This is a genomic window from Leifsonia lichenia (assembly GCF_054780215.1).
On sequence record NZ_BAAGWT010000009.1, the window covers coordinates 111417 to 129873 of the forward strand.

Annotated in this window: 17 protein-coding genes; 12 read left to right on the forward strand and 5 right to left on the reverse strand. The window is 63.9% G+C overall.

The window, feature by feature from the left end:
* The first annotated feature begins 29 nt into the window (after nucleotides 1–29).
* The 10 genes from ACYVGI_RS15610 (at nucleotide 30) to ACYVGI_RS15655 (ending at nucleotide 8412) form a co-directional block, all read left to right on the forward strand.
* Nucleotides 30–674 carry a hypothetical protein gene (locus ACYVGI_RS15610; RefSeq protein ID WP_460633514.1) on the forward strand — a complete coding sequence of 215 codons (645 nt, stop codon included), beginning with the start codon at nucleotides 30–32 and terminating at the stop codon, nucleotides 672–674.
* Nucleotides 675–679: 5 nt separating this feature from the next.
* A complete protein-coding gene (locus ACYVGI_RS15615; RefSeq protein WP_460633515.1) occupies nucleotides 680–835 on the forward strand; it encodes a hypothetical protein in 156 nt (51 codons plus the stop codon).
* Complete coding sequence (locus ACYVGI_RS15620) at nucleotides 832–1155, forward strand: hypothetical protein (RefSeq protein WP_460633516.1); 324 nt, start codon at nucleotides 832–834, stop codon at nucleotides 1153–1155. The genes ACYVGI_RS15615 and ACYVGI_RS15620 overlap by 4 nt, the downstream gene beginning before the upstream one ends.
* Nucleotides 1152–2198, forward strand: coding sequence for a hypothetical protein (locus ACYVGI_RS15625; RefSeq protein ID WP_460633517.1), 1047 nt, complete (start codon nucleotides 1152–1154; stop codon nucleotides 2196–2198). Before ACYVGI_RS15620 ends, ACYVGI_RS15625 begins: the two co-directional genes overlap by 4 nt.
* 3 nt (nucleotides 2199–2201) lie before the next feature.
* Complete coding sequence (locus tag ACYVGI_RS15630; protein ID WP_460633518.1) at nucleotides 2202–3737, forward strand: SCO6880 family protein; 1536 nt, start codon at nucleotides 2202–2204, stop codon at nucleotides 3735–3737.
* 1 nt (nucleotide 3738) lies between these two features.
* Nucleotides 3739–5187: an ATP-binding protein gene (locus ACYVGI_RS15635; protein ID WP_460633519.1), complete on the forward strand. Its 1449-nt coding sequence runs from the start codon at nucleotides 3739–3741 to the stop codon at nucleotides 5185–5187.
* Complete coding sequence (locus ACYVGI_RS15640; protein WP_460633520.1) at nucleotides 5184–6989, forward strand: type IV secretory system conjugative DNA transfer family protein; 1806 nt, start codon at nucleotides 5184–5186, stop codon at nucleotides 6987–6989. The genes ACYVGI_RS15635 and ACYVGI_RS15640 overlap by 4 nt, the downstream gene beginning before the upstream one ends.
* Nucleotides 6989–7390 carry a hypothetical protein gene (locus tag ACYVGI_RS15645; protein WP_460633521.1) on the forward strand — a complete coding sequence of 134 codons (402 nt, stop codon included), beginning with the start codon at nucleotides 6989–6991 and terminating at the stop codon, nucleotides 7388–7390. The genes ACYVGI_RS15640 and ACYVGI_RS15645 overlap by 1 nt, the downstream gene beginning before the upstream one ends.
* Nucleotides 7387–7857 carry a hypothetical protein gene (locus tag ACYVGI_RS15650; RefSeq protein WP_460633522.1) on the forward strand — a complete coding sequence of 157 codons (471 nt, stop codon included), beginning with the start codon at nucleotides 7387–7389 and terminating at the stop codon, nucleotides 7855–7857. Before ACYVGI_RS15645 ends, ACYVGI_RS15650 begins: the two co-directional genes overlap by 4 nt.
* A gap of 111 nt (nucleotides 7858–7968) precedes the next feature.
* The gene (locus ACYVGI_RS15655) at nucleotides 7969–8412 is read left to right on the forward strand and encodes a single-stranded DNA-binding protein (protein ID WP_460633523.1); all 444 of its coding nucleotides are present in this window, start codon (nucleotides 7969–7971) and stop codon (nucleotides 8410–8412) included.
* 201 nt (nucleotides 8413–8613) lie between these two features.
* On the opposite strand, the gene ACYVGI_RS15660 is transcribed toward ACYVGI_RS15655, so the two are convergent.
* Nucleotides 8614–10962: an AAA family ATPase gene (locus ACYVGI_RS15660; RefSeq protein ID WP_460633524.1), complete on the reverse strand. Its 2349-nt coding sequence runs from the start codon at nucleotides 10960–10962 to the stop codon at nucleotides 8614–8616.
* 375 nt (nucleotides 10963–11337) lie between these two features.
* Here ACYVGI_RS15660 and ACYVGI_RS15665 point away from each other — a divergent pair, with 375 nt between their 5' ends.
* Complete coding sequence (locus tag ACYVGI_RS15665; protein ID WP_460633525.1) at nucleotides 11338–11523, forward strand: hypothetical protein; 186 nt, start codon at nucleotides 11338–11340, stop codon at nucleotides 11521–11523.
* A gap of 99 nt (nucleotides 11524–11622) precedes the next feature.
* Entirely contained in the window at nucleotides 11623–12468 is an 846-nt protein-coding gene (locus tag ACYVGI_RS15670; protein WP_460633526.1) for a PIN domain-containing protein, read from the forward strand.
* A 754-nt stretch (nucleotides 12469–13222) separates the two neighbouring features.
* Here ACYVGI_RS15670 and ACYVGI_RS15675 read toward each other — a convergent pair.
* The 4 genes from ACYVGI_RS15675 to ACYVGI_RS15690 all read right to left on the reverse strand — a co-directional run bounded on the left by ACYVGI_RS15675 (nucleotide 13223) and on the right by ACYVGI_RS15690 (nucleotide 18426).
* Nucleotides 13223–15898: an AAA family ATPase gene (locus tag ACYVGI_RS15675; protein WP_460633527.1), complete on the reverse strand. Its 2676-nt coding sequence runs from the start codon at nucleotides 15896–15898 to the stop codon at nucleotides 13223–13225.
* A gap of 372 nt (nucleotides 15899–16270) precedes the next feature.
* The gene (locus ACYVGI_RS15680) at nucleotides 16271–17131 is read right to left on the reverse strand and encodes an ArdC-like ssDNA-binding domain-containing protein (RefSeq protein ID WP_460633528.1); all 861 of its coding nucleotides are present in this window, start codon (nucleotides 17129–17131) and stop codon (nucleotides 16271–16273) included.
* 240 nt (nucleotides 17132–17371) lie between these two features.
* Entirely contained in the window at nucleotides 17372–17881 is a 510-nt protein-coding gene (locus tag ACYVGI_RS15685) for a DUF2306 domain-containing protein (RefSeq protein ID WP_460633529.1), read from the reverse strand.
* A 23-nt stretch (nucleotides 17882–17904) separates the two neighbouring features.
* The gene (locus ACYVGI_RS15690; protein WP_460633530.1) at nucleotides 17905–18426 is read right to left on the reverse strand and encodes a GNAT family N-acetyltransferase; all 522 of its coding nucleotides are present in this window, start codon (nucleotides 18424–18426) and stop codon (nucleotides 17905–17907) included.
* Nucleotides 18427–18457 lie beyond the last annotated feature (31 nt).

Consider the following 18457-nt stretch of genomic DNA (forward strand, 5'->3'; position numbering starts at 1 on the left):
GGCACAGACGAGAACCGAGGTGACTTGAGATGAACAAGAAGCTGATCGCAATCGGGGCACTCCTGCCATGCCTGGCGCTGGTCGGCTGCGTCTCCACGGGGCCCGCCAGAGACCCGTTATTCACGACCGTTGCGCCGGCCGAGCCGACGCCGACTCCGTCGAGCGCTGCAGCGCCGGCTGCGGACGGCATCGTGGATACCGTCTACGTCCAGGTCTTCCCCAGCCGCATCTTCAAGTCGAAACACGGCTGCCGGTGCACCCTCCCGGATTCGAACCAGGAGCTCTTCCCTGCCGGAACCCCCGTCGTGTTGATGAAGCTCACGATGACCGGCGAATGGAAGCCCTCGCAGGGGAATCAGACCTATCAGATAGTCACCGGCACCACTTTGCAGGGAACCCAGTTCGATGGGCGTCCCGAACCGGCCGTCCTCGACACGGCGGACGGACCTGCAGCCGCGAAAGCCGCAGGACTTCCATGGCTCCCGACCGGTCTCTTTCGTAGCAAGACCGACTGGACGGTACCGAACGACAAGGGACGCTCCTTCGCCGCCGCCTGGTACCTCCCGGACGGCGTGGACCGCCTCCTGCTGACCGTGGACGTCCCCTCCGAGGGGCAGCCCCTGCACCTGGTCGTTCCACTACCGAGCTCCGACGCGAACGCGAGCGGGGAGTGAACCTCATGGCCCTCCTGCTCAACCTGCTCGGTCTGCTGCTGATCGTCGGCATCGCATTGCTCGGCATCGTCGCCAGCGGACTGCTGACCGCAAAGCGGATGGCTGAGACGAACGAACCCACTCCGAAAACGGACACCCCGGAAAGGAAGACCGAATCATGAACGCACTCAACGAGGCCCTGGTGACCGTGCACTCGCGCGCCATCACCGTCCTGACAGTGGCCAACCCGTCGCCGGATTTCTCAGGCCCTGGCGTTTCCGCGCTCCAGTCGATCGCGAACGTCGTGTTCGCCATCGTCCTCAGCCTCGCCGTGATCGGCGGACTCATCGCCGCCGGATTCATCGTGGTCGGCCACATCTCGAGCAATGGACGGGTGCAGAAGATGGGCATGGTCGGGCTCGTCAGCTGTATCGCCGGCGTTGCCGTCGCGGGCGGGATCGCCGGACTGATCAATTGGGGTCAGTCGCTGAGGGTGGCGTGAGCATCATGTTGGTTCTTTCCGCACCGCCCGATCCGTTCTCGCCGAACTACGGCTGCTTCCTCTCCGACTTCAGCTGCCAAGCCTCACAAACGGTGGCCCATTTCATGGCGTCCACCATCCGCAATCTCGGCGACTTCATCGCCACCATGATCAGCGGGGCATTCAACACCAGCATCGACCAGGGCAGCTGGAACATCGCCCACTCCCAATTTCTGTTCTGGGTCGCGGTCACCGCACCGGTCATCCTGATCGTCGCGCTCGTCCAGATCGGGATCGCAATGATCCTGCAGGATTGGCACCGGATCGGCCGCACCGCCGCTGGCGCCGCCCTCGCCATCCCGTTCTCCGCGATCTGCGTGTGGGGGATGCAGAAGGCGTCCGGGATCACCGACGCCATCACGACCAGCCTCACCACCACCGTTCAAGGCGGCGACCTCAGCAAGGGGCTGCTGCGCGTGATCGGCATCCTCGACCTGTCGAAGCAGGGCCCAAACGCCGTCATGCACAACTCCCAATTCACGCAGGGCGGCGTCATCTTCACAATGGTGTCGCAAGGAGCGCAGGGACCTGCCTCGGTGGGCGAATATGTGATGGCGCTGCTGGTCGTCGCCCTGATGATGATCGCGTCGCTGTTTCTTTTCATCGCCATGTCCATCCGTGAGTTCGGTCTGCTGGCTTTGGCTGCAATGGCCCCGGTCGGGTTGATGATGATCGGCCAGCCCAAGCTGACCGCGTGGGCGCAACGGTGGATGAATCTCACCGTCGGGCTGCTGATCGCCAAGCCGCTCGCAGCGGGCGTCGTCTTGCTCGCGGTGGAGCTGACCAAAGCGAGCCTCAGTATTGGGGTCATCCTGATCGCCGCCGGCGCGGTGATCACCGCATCGTTTAGCCCGCTCTGGGCCACCAAGCTCGTCTCGTTCGCCGGAGCCGAGGTCGGCACCGCCCTTCATCACCGGTTCTCAATGCGCGACCAGTTCTCGCGGGTCAACACTGCTGCAGCACCCGTGCGGTCGGCCGCGCGGGTCATCAAGGTTGGGAGATAACCCATGACCACGTTCATCGCCGACCAGCTGATCAGTGACGAGGGCGCACCCCGCGTCCGCTTCGCCGCCCGCGAGCGCCGGGGGATCTTCCTCGGACTGACGTTCCTGCAACTCGTCGTCGTCGGCGGAGCCATCGCTGCCCTGCTGGCAACCTTGCTCATCAACCCCAATGCGATCTGGGTGATGTTGCCGATCGTCGCTCTCGTGGCCTTCTTCGCCCTCGCCACCTATCGACGCGAACCCGTCCTTGTGATCGCCGCGCAGGCTGCCCGCTACGCGTACCGCAGCGTCGCCGGGCAGACGGTGTTCCGCCGCGACGTGTGGCTGCGGGTCACCATGGCGTCTTTGAAGGTCGGCCACGCCCAGATCGAAGCTGTCACACCGACCGTGACCTCGAAGTTTCTTCTGCCGGGTGCGCTCGGGGACGTGCAGGTCGTGCAGATCCCGGGTGCGGGCGCGTTCATCTACAACGCCCGCGGCCGCCTCGCTTCCGTCACCGTCCGCGTCGGATCCCGAGCATGGGCGCTGCGCGACAAAGGTACCCAGGAAGCCGCCTACGACGGATTCGTCGAATGGCTCAGCTCACTGGAAAGCCTGCCCGGCGTCCGCGAGACCACCATTCGTATCCGCGTAGACCGCGCGTCGTCCAACGAGCTGCGCGACTACCTGCTGGCTCGCGAGAGCGAACACGCTCCGCAGGTCAGCTCCGAGCTGCGTCAGCAGTACTGGGACCTGACCCAGACCGCGTCCAAGCGGTCGATGGGATTCACGAACTTCGTCACCCTCACCTTCGACACCGGCATTCTGAACGCTGCGATCCGCGACGCAGGCAAGGGCCTCACGGGACTTGCTGGTGTGCTCAAGGAGCGCGTAGCGGGCATCGAGACCTCGATGGAACACGCCCGATTGACCCCGGCCGGATGGCTCACCTCGGACGACCTCGACGAACTTCTGGCCCTTTCAGCCGACCCCGTTTCGGCGGCAACCCGACGCGAGCAAGACGCGATCACCGAGGCGCAGCCTGCACCGCCGGTGATGGGGATCGACGAGGGCTGGGACACGATGCGGGTGGATGAGTCGTGGCATCAGACCTTTTGGGTGGCTGAGTGGCCCCGCACCGATGTCCGGACTGGATTTCTGGAGCCGCTGCTCTACGCCGGGGATGCGACCCGGGTTATCACGCTGCAAGTTCGCCCGGTGGCGACGCACAAGGCGCTGGCCCAGCTGAACCGCGCCCAGTCCGACATGGAGACCTCAGCCACCATTCGGATGAAGCTCTCCTCCCGGATCCCGCTGACTCACTTGCGTGAGGAGGAGGACCTTGCGGTTCGGGAGCACGATCTGGTCGATGGGTTCGGTGATGTGGAGTACCGCGGGTTCGTGACCGTCTCCGCTGAGTCGAAGGATGCACTGTCCAAGGCCCGCACGGATATCGAGCAGGCGTCACACCCGGCTCGGCTGGTGTTGGCGTCGATGTCGGGGCAGCAGGCGGCCGGGTTCGTCACCGGAGCACTGCCAGTGCCGTTAGAGGGGGAGTGAGATGAAGCCCAACACCGTCATCGGCCGCATTTCAGCTGACGAGAAGCCTGGAGCCAACGCGCGCAAACGCCAGCCGGAATCCGCGGAAAAGGGGTCGAGTTGGAAGCTGCAGTCGACGGAGTTGCCGGCGTCGAAGATGCCGGCGTGGGGGTGGAAGCAGCCGCACAATCTGCGCGGCCCACTGCGCGCCACCCCACCAGCACACCGCTGCAGTTCCAAGGTTCTTGGAGGTGCGTATCCGTTCCTGGCGGAGACGGGCGACATCCTCACCGGAGCGTACATCGGCGAGAACGAGCTCTCCCGAGCCCCGTTCTGCTTCGACCCCTGGGACGCCTACTCGGCCGAGGCCGTCCGCTCCCACTCGGTCGCCATCCTAGGCGTCAAAGGCACCGGCAAGTCGATGCTCGCCAAGTCCTGGTCCTCCCGCCTGGCGCGGCTGGGTCGCAAGGTCGCCGTCCCGCACGACCCGAACGGCGAATGGGTGCGCGTGGCCGAGTACGTCGGAGGCACCTCGATCAGCGTTGGCCCTGGCAAAGCCGCCCGCATCAACCTGCTCGATGAGGGTCCGCGGGATGCGACGTTTTCGGATGAGGAGTGGAACCAGAACGTGCTCCAGTATCGCCGCGGCACGGTCAAGACGATCATCCGCCGGCTGCGCGAAGGCGGAAACCTGGAACCGGTCGAACACACCGCGCTCGACGTGGCGCTCGACGCACTCCGCGGGCAGTCGACGGTCACCATCACCCACGTCTACAACCGCCTCATCGACCCCGACACGGACCAGCCCGCTGAGGTCGCCGAGGCCGGACACCGGCTCGCGCACTCGCTGCGGCGGATGGTGTCCGGCGACCTGACCGGGTTCTTCGACGGACCATCCACGGTTCGCTTCGACGCGGACACCCCAATGATGGTCGTCGACACGTCCGCGCTGAAGGGCGCCTCTCCAGAAGCGCAGGCGCTCGCCCGCCTCGCGACCGCGAACTGGATCCGCCGTTCTTCGCTCGGCGCCAACCGGCAGGCTCGGGTCATCATCCACGAGGAAGCCGCCGTCGAACTCCTCAACGATGTCTCCGGCGGTGACGGGCTCGCAGACCGGGTGGAAGACGAGAAGGTCGCCCGTCACCTCGGCACCAGCAACTGGTACCTGCTGCACCGGGTCGCGGATCTCGATGCTCTCGGCGACCGAGATAGTGCCCTCCACTCCCGGGCGCTCGGCCTCCTCGCCGACTGCGAGACCCGCATCTCGTACGCGCAGCACTCCGGCGAGATCGCCCGGTCCCGAGAGATCCTGGGCTGGAACGACACCCAGGCCGACCTCGTTCGCAAACTCCACAAAGGCGAGGGGCTCTGGCAGATAGGTCAGGACCGGGTGGCGAAGGTCCGCAACATTTGCACCGACTACGAGCTGGGCATCTTCCGCACCGACGCCCTCGGAGGCGAACGGGCATGAGGACTCACGACTCGTCCTGGACGCGCATCGCCCTTTATTCGCTCTTCGGGCTGGTCGTCGCCGGTGCACTCGCGACGGGGATCGCAGCGGGGACGATCGCCGCGGTCTGCGGCACCGGCGGTCAACCGTCGAGCGTCTTCGCTGGCCTCCAACTCGCCCTCAATGGCAGCCTTGCCGGTTTCACGTACCCGTCAACGTGTCAGGCGCCCGTCGCCCTGATTCGCGTGCTCGACGCGCTGGCCCTCCTGCTTATTCTCGGAACGGTCGCCGCCGCGGCCACCTGGTGGCTCCGCTACCGCCAGTCCGACCGACACTTCATCCACGAGCTCCGCGGCCGGGACGGGCTGGCCAAGCCCGGCGAAGTCCGCAAGCACACCTCCGCCGGCGCCGCCCTCCACCGTGCGAAGACCCTCCGGCCGTCCCTGACCGGTCCGACACCGTCGGCAGTCGGATGGAAAGTCGGCCAAGCGCACGGGCAGGACGTCTACGTGTCGATCGAGGACTCTATCGTCGTCGAGGGCGCACCCCGCTCCGGCAAGGGCTACCGGTTCATCATCAACGCCATCCTCGACTGGGACGGACCTCTGATCACCACTTCCACCCGGAACGATAATCTCTCCGCCACGATGCGGGAGCGCGCCCGCGTCGGCGAAGTGACGGTGTTCGATCCTCAGGAACTCTCCGGTGTCCGCTCCGCCTTGCGGATCTCACCGGTCACCGGATGCGAGGACCCGCTCGTCGCCGACCAACGAGCCCAGGCGATCGTCGCCGGAACCGCACTTGGCGCATCGAAGTCCAATCAGGAATGGGCGCAGGTTTCCTCCTCCGTTCTCTCCCGGCTCCTGCATGCCGCTGCCGTTTCGGGTCGCGGCACCGATGCGCTCGCGCGGTGGGGATCCAATCCGCGCCTCGCGCTGGAAGCAGTCGGGGTGCTCGCGAACCAAGGATCCCCGGGCTGGTCCGAGGACCTGGACGCGATCATCAATGGCGACGAGAAGCTCCTGGCCAACTCTTGGTTTGGCGTTTTCGGCGCCCTCCGCCCGCTTTCGATTCCCGCGATCCGGAACGCGATGACGCCTGGGCCGGGAGAGCAGTTCGATCTTGACCGGTTCCTTGCCGGATCCAACAGTCTGTATCTCGTCGGCACCGGTGCCGGCGCAGGGTCCGTCGGCGGCTTCCTGGGGGCGATCCTGGATGACATCGTCGAGACCGCGCGCCGCAAGGCGCTCGCCTCACCCGGCTCTCGCCTCGACCTGCCACTCGCACTGGTGTTGGACGAGATCGCGAACATGTTCTCCTGGCCCGCGCTTCCTCGGATCATGGCCGACGGTGGCGGCATCGGCATCTCCACCGTCGTCGTCCTGCAGGCGCTGTCACAAGCCGAGACTGCCTGGTCGCGGTCGGAAGCTGACACAATCTGGTCCGCAGCCACCGCCAAGCTTCTCCTCGGCGGCGCGTCCGACGTCGACCACCTCCGCGACATCGAATCGCTCCTTGGCCTCCGACGGGTCAGTAACACCGGTCACTCCTACAACGACACCGGGTCCTCCACCAACGTCAGCAACGAGAAGGTGCCGGTCATGACGATCGATGAGATTCGGCGAATGCCAGAAACCGTCGGGCTTCTCGCATACAGGACGCGTCGCGGGATCCTTCTTGACCTGCGCGGTTGGACCGACCGCGACGACGCCCGCCAGGTTGGAACGGGCAAGCAGCTCACCGAGCTCGACCAGCAGGTCGTGTTCGGCGAACAGTATCAAGCTGGTCTGGATCGCCGAGGATCCGCCCGGGAGGAACGCTGATGTCCAACCGTCGCCGTCCCGCCAGGGACAACAACTACCGCACCCGCTACCTTCATTCGCCAGTTTGGTTCGGCCGCCGAGACCGTTGGTTTATCGAGGAAGCACGCCGCGCCAGCACGATCCGCTGCGCTCTGTGCCTGGGCGCGGGCAGCGCTCGAACCCTCGAGCTGCACCATCTCGACTACCGCGGCGTCACCCAAACCCCGCACGGCTGGATCGCTCACGAGCGCCACGAAGACCTCACCGCCCTCCACCCGCGTTGCCACGAATACGTTCACCAGCTCGTCGAACGCGACCGCGCACTCTCCGGATTCGTCTCCCGCCGCACCGCATCTCTCCAAGCAATCGCACGCCTGCGCGCAAAGATCGGTCGGTACATCGAAGCCCTGGACCAGCAGTGACCGATGACATTCCACTCGATGAACTCGTGGCCTCGCTCCCCGAGACGTGGGACGACCAGCCACCGCGTCGAACCCCGGGGATGCTCGGCATTCACGTCATCAACTGGCTCACCCTCGACGACGCCGACGCCCCACAGGCCTGGACCGACCTACGGGACTGGGTGACCTGGCTTACCCACCGCTACAACCTCCCCACCCGCAAGATCCCGCCGTGCTGGTACAAACACGGCGCGCTTGTCGAAGAACTCTCCGCCCTCCACACCGCCTGGCTTGTCTCCTACGACAGCCTCGACGCCGGCTACGGCCCCATCGGCTGGCATGAACGCCTCGCCGTCGGCATCCCGCGACTCGCCACTTGGTACAACGGCGAATGCCACAACGGCCACATCGAACTTCCACAGACGGGCGACGACGCGGCGCCGTCGGACTGGGGCGATTGGATCAGCCAGAGCCATGCGCGGCCGTAACCACGGGATCCGAGGTTTGCGCGCCGCCGGCGCGCATATTCCTCCGTCGAATCGGAATGTGTAGTTGAAGGCGACCCGACGAAAGGTCGCCCAATCGAAAGGAAGAGAACGATGAGCACACGAGTCCCGATCAGCATCGAAGGCAACCTCGTCGCCGACCCCGACTACGGCGAATCACAGAACGGCACGAAGTTTGCCAAGTTCACCGTCGCAGTTACCGACCGCAAACTCGAAGACGGCAAGTGGGTCGACGGCGACACCCAGTACCACCGCACCACCGTCTTCGGACGCACCGCCGAGAACGTCCGCGAGAGCCTCGCCAAAGGCGACACCGTCATCGTCAACGGCAACCTCGAGTTCCGGCACTGGACCGACCAAGCCACTGGCGAACCCCGAGCCGCCACCGAAGTCGTCGCCGACAGCGTCGGCCCCTCCCTCCGCTACACCACGGCGGAGGTGACCCGACGCGCCCCAAAAGCTGACGGCCCGGACGCATCCGCATCGGGGCCGGCATTCTTAAACGCGGCACAGTCGGGTGCCGCATCGATGGCCTGAGACCTAGACAGGCGGCGGTGGCGGGGTCCGCTCTGGGCCCCGCCACTCGACGCGATTACACCCGCACGCGTCATCCAGCCCTAGGCAATGGCACTCCGTGTTTAGCTGAGAAGCAGCAGACGCTGACACCACGCGACAGGAGGGCCTGTCATTCGAGCGCCGCGCCTTGTGCGCGCTCCAACCGACGAGGGCGAAGCTCACCTAGTCTGGCAACGCGAAGAGCGCCGCTTCGTCGATGCCAAGTGCTTCGCACATCGCACTCAAATGTCTTGGGTCGTTAGCACGAATCATCAAAAACAGCGAGCGAAGGACCACGGTTGCCTCGCTCGGGTCGAGCATGGCCGACACGTTGCCCTCTTCATTGTGCGAGTATGCGTGCAGATAGCGTTCCACGTGCGTACGGATCGCTGGGTCTTCTAGTTCGCTGATGGCAGCCTTCATTCCAATATGAAACCTGCCGATGTGCTGCGGGAACCTGAAGCTCAAGAATGCCTCGATCATCTTCCTTGCTGCGTTTGGCGCAAGTGCCAGCAGATCCATCCGCTCGGCAAGACTGATTTCGGGAGTGGCCTCGATCACTGAGGTTGCGACCCGAGCGAATAGGAAGTGGTAGAGCGATCGGAGTCTGCTGGACTGCCGAGTATTAGCAGTCCACGGATCAAACTGTGGCAAGCGGCGTGGCTTTTCGGAACCGCGCGACCGGTGTCGCATCCGAATTTCGTGAATGGTGTACCCGCCAATGACATGCTTCCCGGCGCCTTCGAGTTGTATAACCCACTGCCGAAAGAGCTCAAAGTTGTGAGTCAGCAGCAGTACTTGGCTTGCGTATGTGTTCTCAACCAGGGACGACCAGAGGAAGGAGGAAATGCCGAATAGGATGCCGTCGTCCATGCTGGACACGGGATCGTCGATCACAACGATGGGTTCGTCGCCGGCGATGACGCCTTCCCGAATACTTGCCAGAAAGTGTAGGAGCGCGATGGCCGTGCGCTCCCCTTCACTCAAATGAGTGGCGGGGCTTCCTGCTCGTTCAATTCGGTATTGTTTGCCGTCTTCGCTGGGGGCGAATGCGAGGTCGGAGCGACCGAGCAATCGAGACACGCTGGTCGTAAGTTCGGCGGCCTGCGGCACGGGGTCTGCGTCCACGTTGCTGAGCGCGATGATCCGACCGCGAATGTCCTTGAGTTCAGCCTCGAGTTCGTTCGCGCGCTCCGTGACCTCCTGCAGGCTTGCCGCCCTGCGGTCGTACTCATCGGCAAGGCTCTTGACTCGCGCGAGTTCCACCCTGCGCGCTGCCACGGTAGCCTGCGCGGTGTGTTCTGACCGTCGCTTCTCGTGCGCTGCAACTACACCTGCCACCTCGTCGAGTGTCGGAATCTCGATGGCGCTCGCGACGTAGGAAGTCGACCTGAACGGGTTAGACCGTTTTGCGGTGAGGGCTTCGGATAGCTCGGAAATCGTCTTTTGGAAACGATCGATTTGAGCTCGAGCGTTGCTTCTCGCGGCACGGAGCATTCCCGCGAGATCCGGATAGAGATCACCGTCTCGTGGAATGCTCTCGGCCATCTTGCTTGCCTCAGCGTGGCATCCCTTGAGCACGTTGAGCTGTGCGTCAATGCGGCTCTGGAGGTCCGTCACCGACCGATCGAAGTGCGCCGCAAGGTCTGCGCGTCGGCTAGCCGAGATTCCGTTCCCGCAGAACAAGCAGTGTTGCTCGTGCACATGCAGCGCAAGCCCCTCCTGGACCCACATTGCGCGGGAAGCGTCGGCGGCCAGCTCGGCAAGCGGTCGCGAGGTCACATCGGTGTTTAGGAGCTCAACCGACGCATCAAGAAGAGCGTCTGGCCCTGGTAGCAGCGTCCGGGCGAGGGACGTGTACGAGGCCGGGGCGTCTGAGTTCGCGGTCTTGATGTCCGCGGCAATATCGGTGGACGCCGAGTCGAATACGGTTCGATCGCCCGCGAGCAAAGAACGCACGTTCCGACGCGTATAGACGTTCGTTCCGCGGTAGGTCGCTACAGGGGACGATCGCAGATCATCGACAATGCGGCCCGCGATCTCGGTCATCCGTTGCTGCAGCTCGGTGTCGGTACTCTTCGCGAGCGCTCGCGCTTCTGCGGCTAGTGGTTCTATCTCAGTGCGACGCAGCTCGGCGTCCTCTAGTTCCCGCTCAGCATCGACGTTGGTCTTTCCCAGGGTAAGCAAACTGTCGGAGCGTGGTCCGTGCGCATCGTCAAAACGCAGGTTTTCCTGAACATACTCGGCGTTGAACACCTTCACCCGCGCCCAAAAGCCCTCGCTCGATTGGGTGATCGAGGTTTCGACACCGTCAACCGAAACGCCGAGCTCGATGTTCGATCGAGTGGCCTCCGGTGACGCAGTTGCACATGCGCGGAAAAGGTTTGCGAGAGTGCTTTTCCCGCTGCCATTGGTGCCGTAGATCAGGTTGACACGTGCGAATTCGTTCGGACGGTTCTCGTCATTCCACGCTTGGAACACTCGATAGTTGCCGATCTTGCGAACTCGAGTGATCAGCGCTCTTGCCACCATGCTCCTAAAGTCCGGGAGACGTTTTTCCCCACCACCTGTGAGACTACTGGCCGCGGAGGACGTGCCATCTGACTACTGTCGATGTGTCGGCTCTGCAACTGCCGGGTTTGCGACGCTGTGGTTGGGATGGGAGACATTCGGGGGTTGAATGCCAAACTCTTAGAGTGAGATGAGGTTGCTATCGGTGTCGTCCGCGGACTGCCACGAAATTGTCTGAGGACACACTCGGACAGGCCATCTGGGCATGGTGCAGTGTGCTGGACTCTTGCGCAGCGGGCGACAGTTGAGCAATGTAGTGTCACGCCTCATCGACCCGACGACGCGTCGATGCTCGCAGGCATGTGAAAGGAGCGGAGCTTGCCCGAGAAGCGCCGTGTGACCTACAGCGCTCCTGTGCTGCCATTCGACTACGAGCCTGACGGAGATGCGATCTGGCCGTGCCCGGACTGCCTGCCATGGCACGTGGAGGTCGTTGTGACGCCCGAGGAGGGCGTCATGATCAGGGAGTGGCACGCGGTCGACTGCCGCGTGTTCAATGAGGACTGGGCCGAGATCGAGTGAGGCGTCACGGGCCTGGCGCGAACACTGGGTCTACCGCAGGGAATTGCGGATCGCCGTGGGCCGGCCGTGTGAGATGCCTGGCAGAAGGGTGAACGCAGAATGGTCGAGGTCCTGGGAGATTCCGACACCGCCGCCCGGGTGGCGTACAACCTTCAGGTCGCTGCGAACGATGCTGCCGCTGTTTTCAACGACACGGGCCTCGACCGGTTCAACAGCTACATTCGCTGGGTCAACACCCACGTTCGCATGCTTGCGGGACAGATCAGCGAGCAAGATATTGACACCCTCCTGCGAACACGGGGATATTGGGCCCTTCGAGCCAGCGACCCTGCGGCTTTAGGCGACAACCTCAACGAAACTGTAAGTCGCGAACTGGAGGCGCAGCGCTGCGCACTAGCCAACGCGTCGAAAGAAGTTACACAGGAGTTGCAAAGGTGGCATGGAAAGGGTCAGGAACCGATTGCGCTGGTCCTCGATACGGGGGTGGTGGAGCACCACGCCACAGAGCTCGACACGGCGGACTGGCATGCGATAGCCGACGTGCGCCCGCACCACTTCCTCTATCTCGTCGTTCCCCGAGTTGTGCTCGACGAACTCGACCGGCACAAGCAGAGTCGCGGAAACGACACGCAAGCTCGGGCTATGCGCGCAAACGCAAGGGCTGCGATCAAGGTGCTTTGGGCAATGTTCGGAACCGGAGAACTGGCGACTAGCTTTGTGCGCCCCGACGAAACTCCTAGCAGGGAGGGTCGATTCGAGTTGCTGAACGACTCCATCGATCACGTGCAACTCGCAGATGCCGATGCCGAACTGCTTGATCGCGGCCGCGCCCTTATGGCCTACCTCCCTGTCAAGGTCGTCACGTTCGACACCGGGATGGCCCTGAGGGGGCGGGCAGCAGGTATCGACGTCGTCCGTAGCAAGTCTCGAAATCCGGAGGAGTAGCCGCAGCCGCTACGAGCCGGTGCCACGCTAAAGAGTCGAAGGGGCTAAAAACATCCTTGTCGCACTGCGTCGTAGGCAAAGCAAGCGATACTCGTCCCAATTGGGCGTCGGGTAGTACATCCGCGCCGCGTCGACCTGCTGCGCTTCAAGTCCGGCGCCGTTCTCCAGGCGGGTGCAGGCCACCTCGCCGAGAAGTGGCTAGCGTCTGACGGTTTCATCACGGAGGACTCGATCTAGCGTGGTCACGCGATCCCGTACCGTCGAAAGTCCGCAGATGGATTCTCTGGTAGCGGCGTCGGCAGGAAGACTGGGGCATCGACGTTGCCGGTTGTTCCGGGGACAATGAACTGTGGATCGGTATGAGCAACGGCACTGGGGCGCCACTGGCCCCGCAGCGGTAGAACTCTGCCGCCACTGGATGGTCCGTCTGGGCGCGACGGATACAGTCGTTGCTCTCAATGGAGCAACTCAGGTCTGTGACCTGTACAGCTCGCGGTATCTCGCCTGGGTTCAGAGCCGCCGGGGAAACCTTGATCTTGGTGTCGTCGAACGCGCGGCAGCCGTTAGCTCGTCCGACGGCCGCGCAGCGCTGGTGTTCCTCGCCGGAGGAGTATACCCATCGGTGCAAGACCGAGCTGATGCTCTGGAAGTGGGGCTGCTCCGCTTCGACGCACGCTCCGGTGATCTTGACGGAGCGAATGCTGTCGGTCGACGCGCGCTCGCGAGTGGGTTGGTGGTGGCATAGCCATTCCAGCTACCGCAGATCAGGACCGTTCGACGCAAGTGGCAAGCGGCTGGTGACGGGCCCTGTTCGGGACTGAGCTGCGCGGTGGAGTTCGACCCGTGCGGCCGCCCGCGACTTCTCGATCGTCTCTTCCACGGTCTGACGCTGCATGGTCTCGACGAGTCGGGTTTGAGCAGTCTTCTGAGTCGTAGCGACAACAACCGCTTGGTTATTGATCTTGCCTCTCGTCATTCCCACATAAAGGCCGGCCGCATCGATGCCCGGGCCGACCATCGATCGGTCAGTTGTGTCTCCCTGTACGCCGTATACAGTCGTGGCGTAAGCCAAGTGAAGGTGTGATTCCGCGTACTCGTGGCTGATCTTTCTCAGGTCTGTCGAATCATTTACAGACGCCAACAGCACATGCTGCGCTGTGACGCTCTTGACGACCCAGTTCTGCCGATTCTGCACGTCCAACGTGCTGTCGTTGCGTCGCGTCTGGACGACATCACCGACGAAAATCGGCTGCCCGGCCTGGCCAGTCACCGCTTCGTTGGTGTCGACTGATCCGGCCGCGATTCGACGACTCTGGATATCCTCGCTCACCGATTGCGCCTCGGCGTGGGTCGCGGCGACAAGAGCGATGGATTGACGAGCCCGTGCTGCGTCGAACCATGCGGCGACAAGCGCATTGTGGGCTTCCATTTCGCTGTTCGAGAGCACTACGTGCCCGGTGCTGATAAGTTCCTCGGCGGTGCGCAGGGCCTCTTCGAGATCGTCTGGTCTGCGTAGTCTGAGGCTTAGGTCGGCCCAGGTTGGATCCTCGAATCGATGGACCGTCATGAGTTCGACCTGTCGAGTCGCGCGACGCCAGAATAGGGCCATCGCGCCGGAGTGGCCGACTGGAAGCGCCTGATGCTGGTCGCCAACGAGGGCGACGCATGCTTCCGTGCGCACGACAACGTCGAGCAGGGCGTTCGCTGCCTCGAGGTCAAGCATGCCGGCTTCGTCAACGACGATGCGGTCGCCTGGTCGAATCGCGATTCGCGGGCCGGAGTACTGCATCCCTGTCGTCACGTCGAGCTCGCCAACGGTGAGACGCGACCACTTGGTGGCCCCAGCCTGGTCGCCGGTCCAGCGCCATCCGTAGTCGTGCAAGAGCTGATGGAGAGAAGACGACTCGCTACCGGTCTCGCGTCCCGCAACCGCGGAGGCCTTCTTCGTTGGAGCGACGATGATCATGGCGCGACCGCGGCGGCGGAGCGTTGCTCCCGCTACCTTAAGCATGGTCGTCTTGCCAGTCCCAGCGGCGCCAGAAATCGTCACGATACGGTCCGACCCCGCGATCGCGGACGCACCCTCCAACTGTCCCTCGTCCAGCGCGCGGTCGGGGTCAATAGCTCTCGCGACCTCAGTGATCTCGGAGGCGGGTGGCACCTCGCCGGGCGCTGCAAGCGACTCGGTCCGCTGCGCGACAGTCGCCTTAAGAGTCGCGGTCGATATCGCCATACGCCGCTTGATATGCGCAGGAATCTCCGGCTCCGACAAGAGTGTCACCGTGTGTGTGCGAGTGGCGTAGGAAGTTACTTCGTCCACGATCGGGGCAAGCCGGGCCCGATCCACGATCACTCCCGACGCCGCGATCGCTCGGATTGCTCCGGCTCGGACATCCAAATCGCTGAACCGGCCTCCAGTCCCGGTTGACCGAGCGTCCGCATCGGCGATGGCTTTCGCTGCGAGGAGTTCGACATCGAGGTCCTTGATGGCGGCCGACAGTGCCATCAGCTCAGCGCGCGGCTGGCCGAGTTCCGGGTCTGCGTGAAGGAGTTCTGCGATCACAATGGATGCCCAATCCTCCTCGTTCAGCTGTCCCGGCTTGCTCGGCCGGCCGGCCGCCCACGCCCACTGATCGATCTGGGTCAGCACCGTTGAGGAGGGCTTCTCATCCGGGTGGTGCTCCTGCCAAGCACGGAGGTGTGCGGCCTTGTTCGCTTCGATCTGCGCGGACCGCTTCGACAAGGGTCGCACCAGATGCTGCAGTTGCGCGATCTCGCCATCCGCGTTCAAAGTGAAGCCCTTAGCGGCGAGCGCCCCGATCCACGCTGGGTCAGTGCGCGACGCCAGGTCACCTTCCGCGTTGACAACGTTCTGGAACCGCAACGCGACGCGGGTGTCGACGTTCGACCACTTTCCATCGAGCCCCTGTACCTTGACGTTCAACCACAGATGGCGGTGCTTGTGCGGGTCCAGCGACCGCGACCGTTCGTGCCGCAGCTCGACGACTTCAATCCTTGCGAGGTGTTCCCGGACGCATCCCTGTTTGCCGCGCCGGGCGTTGAGTTCGGTCTGCCACAACTTGATGATCCGGTCCCGCAGCCGGTCCTGCATGTCCTCGTACGCGGCTGCCAACTCCGGGTCGAGCATCGCCGCGATCGAGTACGACTTCGGCGCGTTGATCGTCGCATCCAAGATCAGGTCCGCGACCGGTGACTCCAGATCTCGGCCCCGACGCTCACCGGTGAGTGGGTCGACGCCGTCGACCCACTCCCTCAGCCGGGTGCGGGTGAGGAGGTCGTCGCGGATGCTTCCGTTCTCCACGATGTACCGGGTCATCACCGCGTCCGCGTACCCGGCAGCAGCCAGAGCGCCGTTGGCAGTCTTGGCAGTCAGGGTTGCATCGCAGACACCGCCGAAGGCGTAGTGCACCGCCTGCTTGACCCCTTGGGCTGCTTGCCCGCGCTTCCAGCGCGCTACTCCACCTCTCACACTTACACGTTCCGGTTGCGGGCCTATTTTGGCGCGCACATCTCGAAGAGTGCCTACGTGCATTCGCTCTTTGCTCTTCGATCCGTCCTACTAATCTCTTCTCTCGCTCCTCGTCTTGTGCTCTCTTTGGTCTCCCTCCTTTTTGCCTTCCTTCGTTGCTCCTGGTTCTTCCCTTCCTGTTCTTCTCTCGTCGCGCGCATTTTCCCGCTCAGCATTTGCGAACCTGCTCTGGCTCTCACGTGTCGCTGCTCCCGAGCACGAAAGAACCCCGGCCCAGGGAGACGGGTCGGGGTTCTTGGATTCGCTAGGGGACTACTTGTCGAGCATCCCCACGATGGTGTGTGCCGCCGCGAGGACGCGCGCAGCGGAGTCGCGAATCACGGTGACGTCTTCGTCGCTCCATCCGGTGATGTAGCCGATGCTGTAGGCGCTGGTGTCGAATCCGCAGAGGCCGGCGACGACGTAGGCGACCGATTCGGCCTCGACTTCCATGCGTCCGCGATGCTGCCGATACTCTTCGACGCTGTCGATGTGGTGCAGCTCGATGTGCGCGGTCTCGTGAATCAGAGTCTTCGCGGCTTGTTCGGCGCTGATGCTTTCCGCCAGGATCACATGCAGCGTTTCTGGGTCGGTGTAGCCGCTGTCATGGGCGAGGGGTTCGCGGCTGATCCTCCATCCCCGGGACTCGAGGTGATTGGTCAGTGGAGTGATGATGCCGTGGTCGTGTTCGCCGATGAGTCGCTGTGTGGGATCCCGGGGGAGCGGGTCGGCCCCGTCGATCGGGTCGGTCTGTGTGATGTCGAACACGGACAGGGTCGGGAAGTATCGGGTCACGCGCCCTTCGTCCTCGGTCGGCTCATTGGCGTCGGTTGCGGTCTCGGTCGTCTTCTCGCGGTATCCGAAGATCTTGATTGACTTCTCGCCTTTGCGTACCTGCCGGCCCTTCGCCTGCCACTGTCGGAAACCGGCGACCATGGTTGCGTCTGGGTTCTGCGCGAGGATCAGCAGAAGGTTGTTCAGGCTGTAGTTGTGAAAGGAGCGGGCGAACTCCAGGAACGCCCGCCACTGGCCGCTGTCGGCGAGCTGCTGGACCTGCTCCACAATCGACGCGTGAAGTGCCTCCGCCGCTGCCTGACGGTCCTCCGCGTCTCGGGCGATGATCTTGCTCCCCATGATTCGCTTGCTCCTTTGTCCACTCGTCCTTCTCGCCGTCCCGGCAGGAAGATCAAGAACGGGCGGAGGCCGAGCAGCGACCGGCACGAGCGGTTGCTAAGTGGAGGAGCGCAGCGACGGAGTCTGCAAATAGCGAGGGTCGGGAACGGAGCAGCCGGAGGCCGTTACGATCGCAGGCCGGAGCGGGGAGAAGACACACATATCGCGCCGACGCAGTCGGCTCCACGCAGAAGTTCGTTGCTAGTTCGACGGCTGATGTTGACGCCGTCGAACCACGGCCCTGACGATGAGGGGCGTTCCAACGATCGCTGGCAGGAGCCAGAACAGCCAGGACGGGAGGAGCTGCCAGATCGGCAGCTGGGGTCCGTTGTCGACGTAGAACGCGGTCAGCATCGCGACATAGGAGACTCCCATGGCGATGATGTGCGGAGCGTCGCCGGGTCGGTGTAGCCGACGATAGATGAACCCGTAAGTGGCCGCGACGGCAGCCACAGCTCCGGCGGCAACGAGCGGTAGGTCGGTCGGCCACCGGAATGCGGACATCGCGCAGGCGGAACTGAAGACGATCAGGATCGCTCCGAAGTAGATCCGGCCGCTGACCAGGTGTCGGCCGGAGCCCTTCCGGCTGAACATGGCGACCAGTCCGCTCACGATGGCGACCAGCGCCGCGCTGACGTGGATTCCGAGCAGAACGAGGAACACGACGGAGCGCGACGCCACGTCCAGTCCGAGCAGGGGTTCCGCGTGCACGAGAGGGCCTCCCTAAGGTGCGCTCAGGTTAGCTCCGCCAATGGATTCGAGCTACCTTCTCGTCGCCGCTCGATGAGTATGGTGTCGCGCCACTGCCCGGCCCAGGGGCCGTAAGTCATCAGGGCGATGCGCTCGCGGTGGCCGACCACCCGGAAGCCGGTCTGTTCGTGGAGCCGGATGCTGGGGGCGTTTTCGCGGAAGATGCTTGACTGGATGGTCCAGATGCCCGCGTTGTCGCAGGCGGCGATCAGCTCGTCGAGGAGCTTTCGTCCGAGTCCGTGGCCGCGCGCGCGTTCGGCCACGTAGACGGAGTGCTCGACGACGCCCCGGTACACCTCACGTGAGGACACCGGAGATACAGCTGCCCATCCGGCGACACCGCCCTGATCGACCGCGACCAGTCGCCCGACCTGCAGCTTGCTCGCGTCGAACTGCTCCCACGATGGAGGCGCCGACTCGAACGTAGCGTTGCCGGTCGCGATCCCCTCGGCGTAGATTCGCTCGACTTCTGGCCAGTCCGCTTGCGTGAGTGCACGGATGATCATTCGGCGGCCGGGCTTTCCAGAGTGGTCACTG

Bases quoted from the DNA above. Each gene is read 5' to 3' on its own strand.
- ACYVGI_RS15610 (WP_460633514.1), top strand. From the start codon at position 30: ATGAACAAGAAGCTGATCGCAATCGGGGCACTCCTGCCATGCCTGGCG.
- ACYVGI_RS15615 (WP_460633515.1), top strand. From the start codon at position 680: ATGGCCCTCCTGCTCAACCTGCTCGGTCTGCTGCTGATCGTCGGCATC.
- ACYVGI_RS15620 (WP_460633516.1), top strand. From the start codon at position 832: ATGAACGCACTCAACGAGGCCCTGGTGACCGTGCACTCGCGCGCCATC.
- ACYVGI_RS15630 (WP_460633518.1), top strand. From the start codon at position 2,202: ATGACCACGTTCATCGCCGACCAGCTGATCAGTGACGAGGGCGCACCC.
- ACYVGI_RS15635 (WP_460633519.1), top strand. From the start codon at position 3,739: ATGAAGCCCAACACCGTCATCGGCCGCATTTCAGCTGACGAGAAGCCT.
- ACYVGI_RS15640 (WP_460633520.1), top strand. From the start codon at position 5,184: ATGAGGACTCACGACTCGTCCTGGACGCGCATCGCCCTTTATTCGCTC.
- ACYVGI_RS15645 (WP_460633521.1), top strand. From the start codon at position 6,989: ATGTCCAACCGTCGCCGTCCCGCCAGGGACAACAACTACCGCACCCGC.
- ACYVGI_RS15655 (WP_460633523.1), top strand. From the start codon at position 7,969: ATGAGCACACGAGTCCCGATCAGCATCGAAGGCAACCTCGTCGCCGAC.
- ACYVGI_RS15660 (WP_460633524.1), bottom strand. From the start codon at position 10,962: ATGGTGGCAAGAGCGCTGATCACTCGAGTTCGCAAGATCGGCAACTAT.
- ACYVGI_RS15670 (WP_460633526.1), top strand. From the start codon at position 11,623: ATGGTCGAGGTCCTGGGAGATTCCGACACCGCCGCCCGGGTGGCGTAC.
- ACYVGI_RS15680 (WP_460633528.1), bottom strand. From the start codon at position 17,131: ATGGGGAGCAAGATCATCGCCCGAGACGCGGAGGACCGTCAGGCAGCG.
- ACYVGI_RS15690 (WP_460633530.1), bottom strand. From the start codon at position 18,426: ATGATCATCCGTGCACTCACGCAAGCGGACTGGCCAGAAGTCGAGCGA.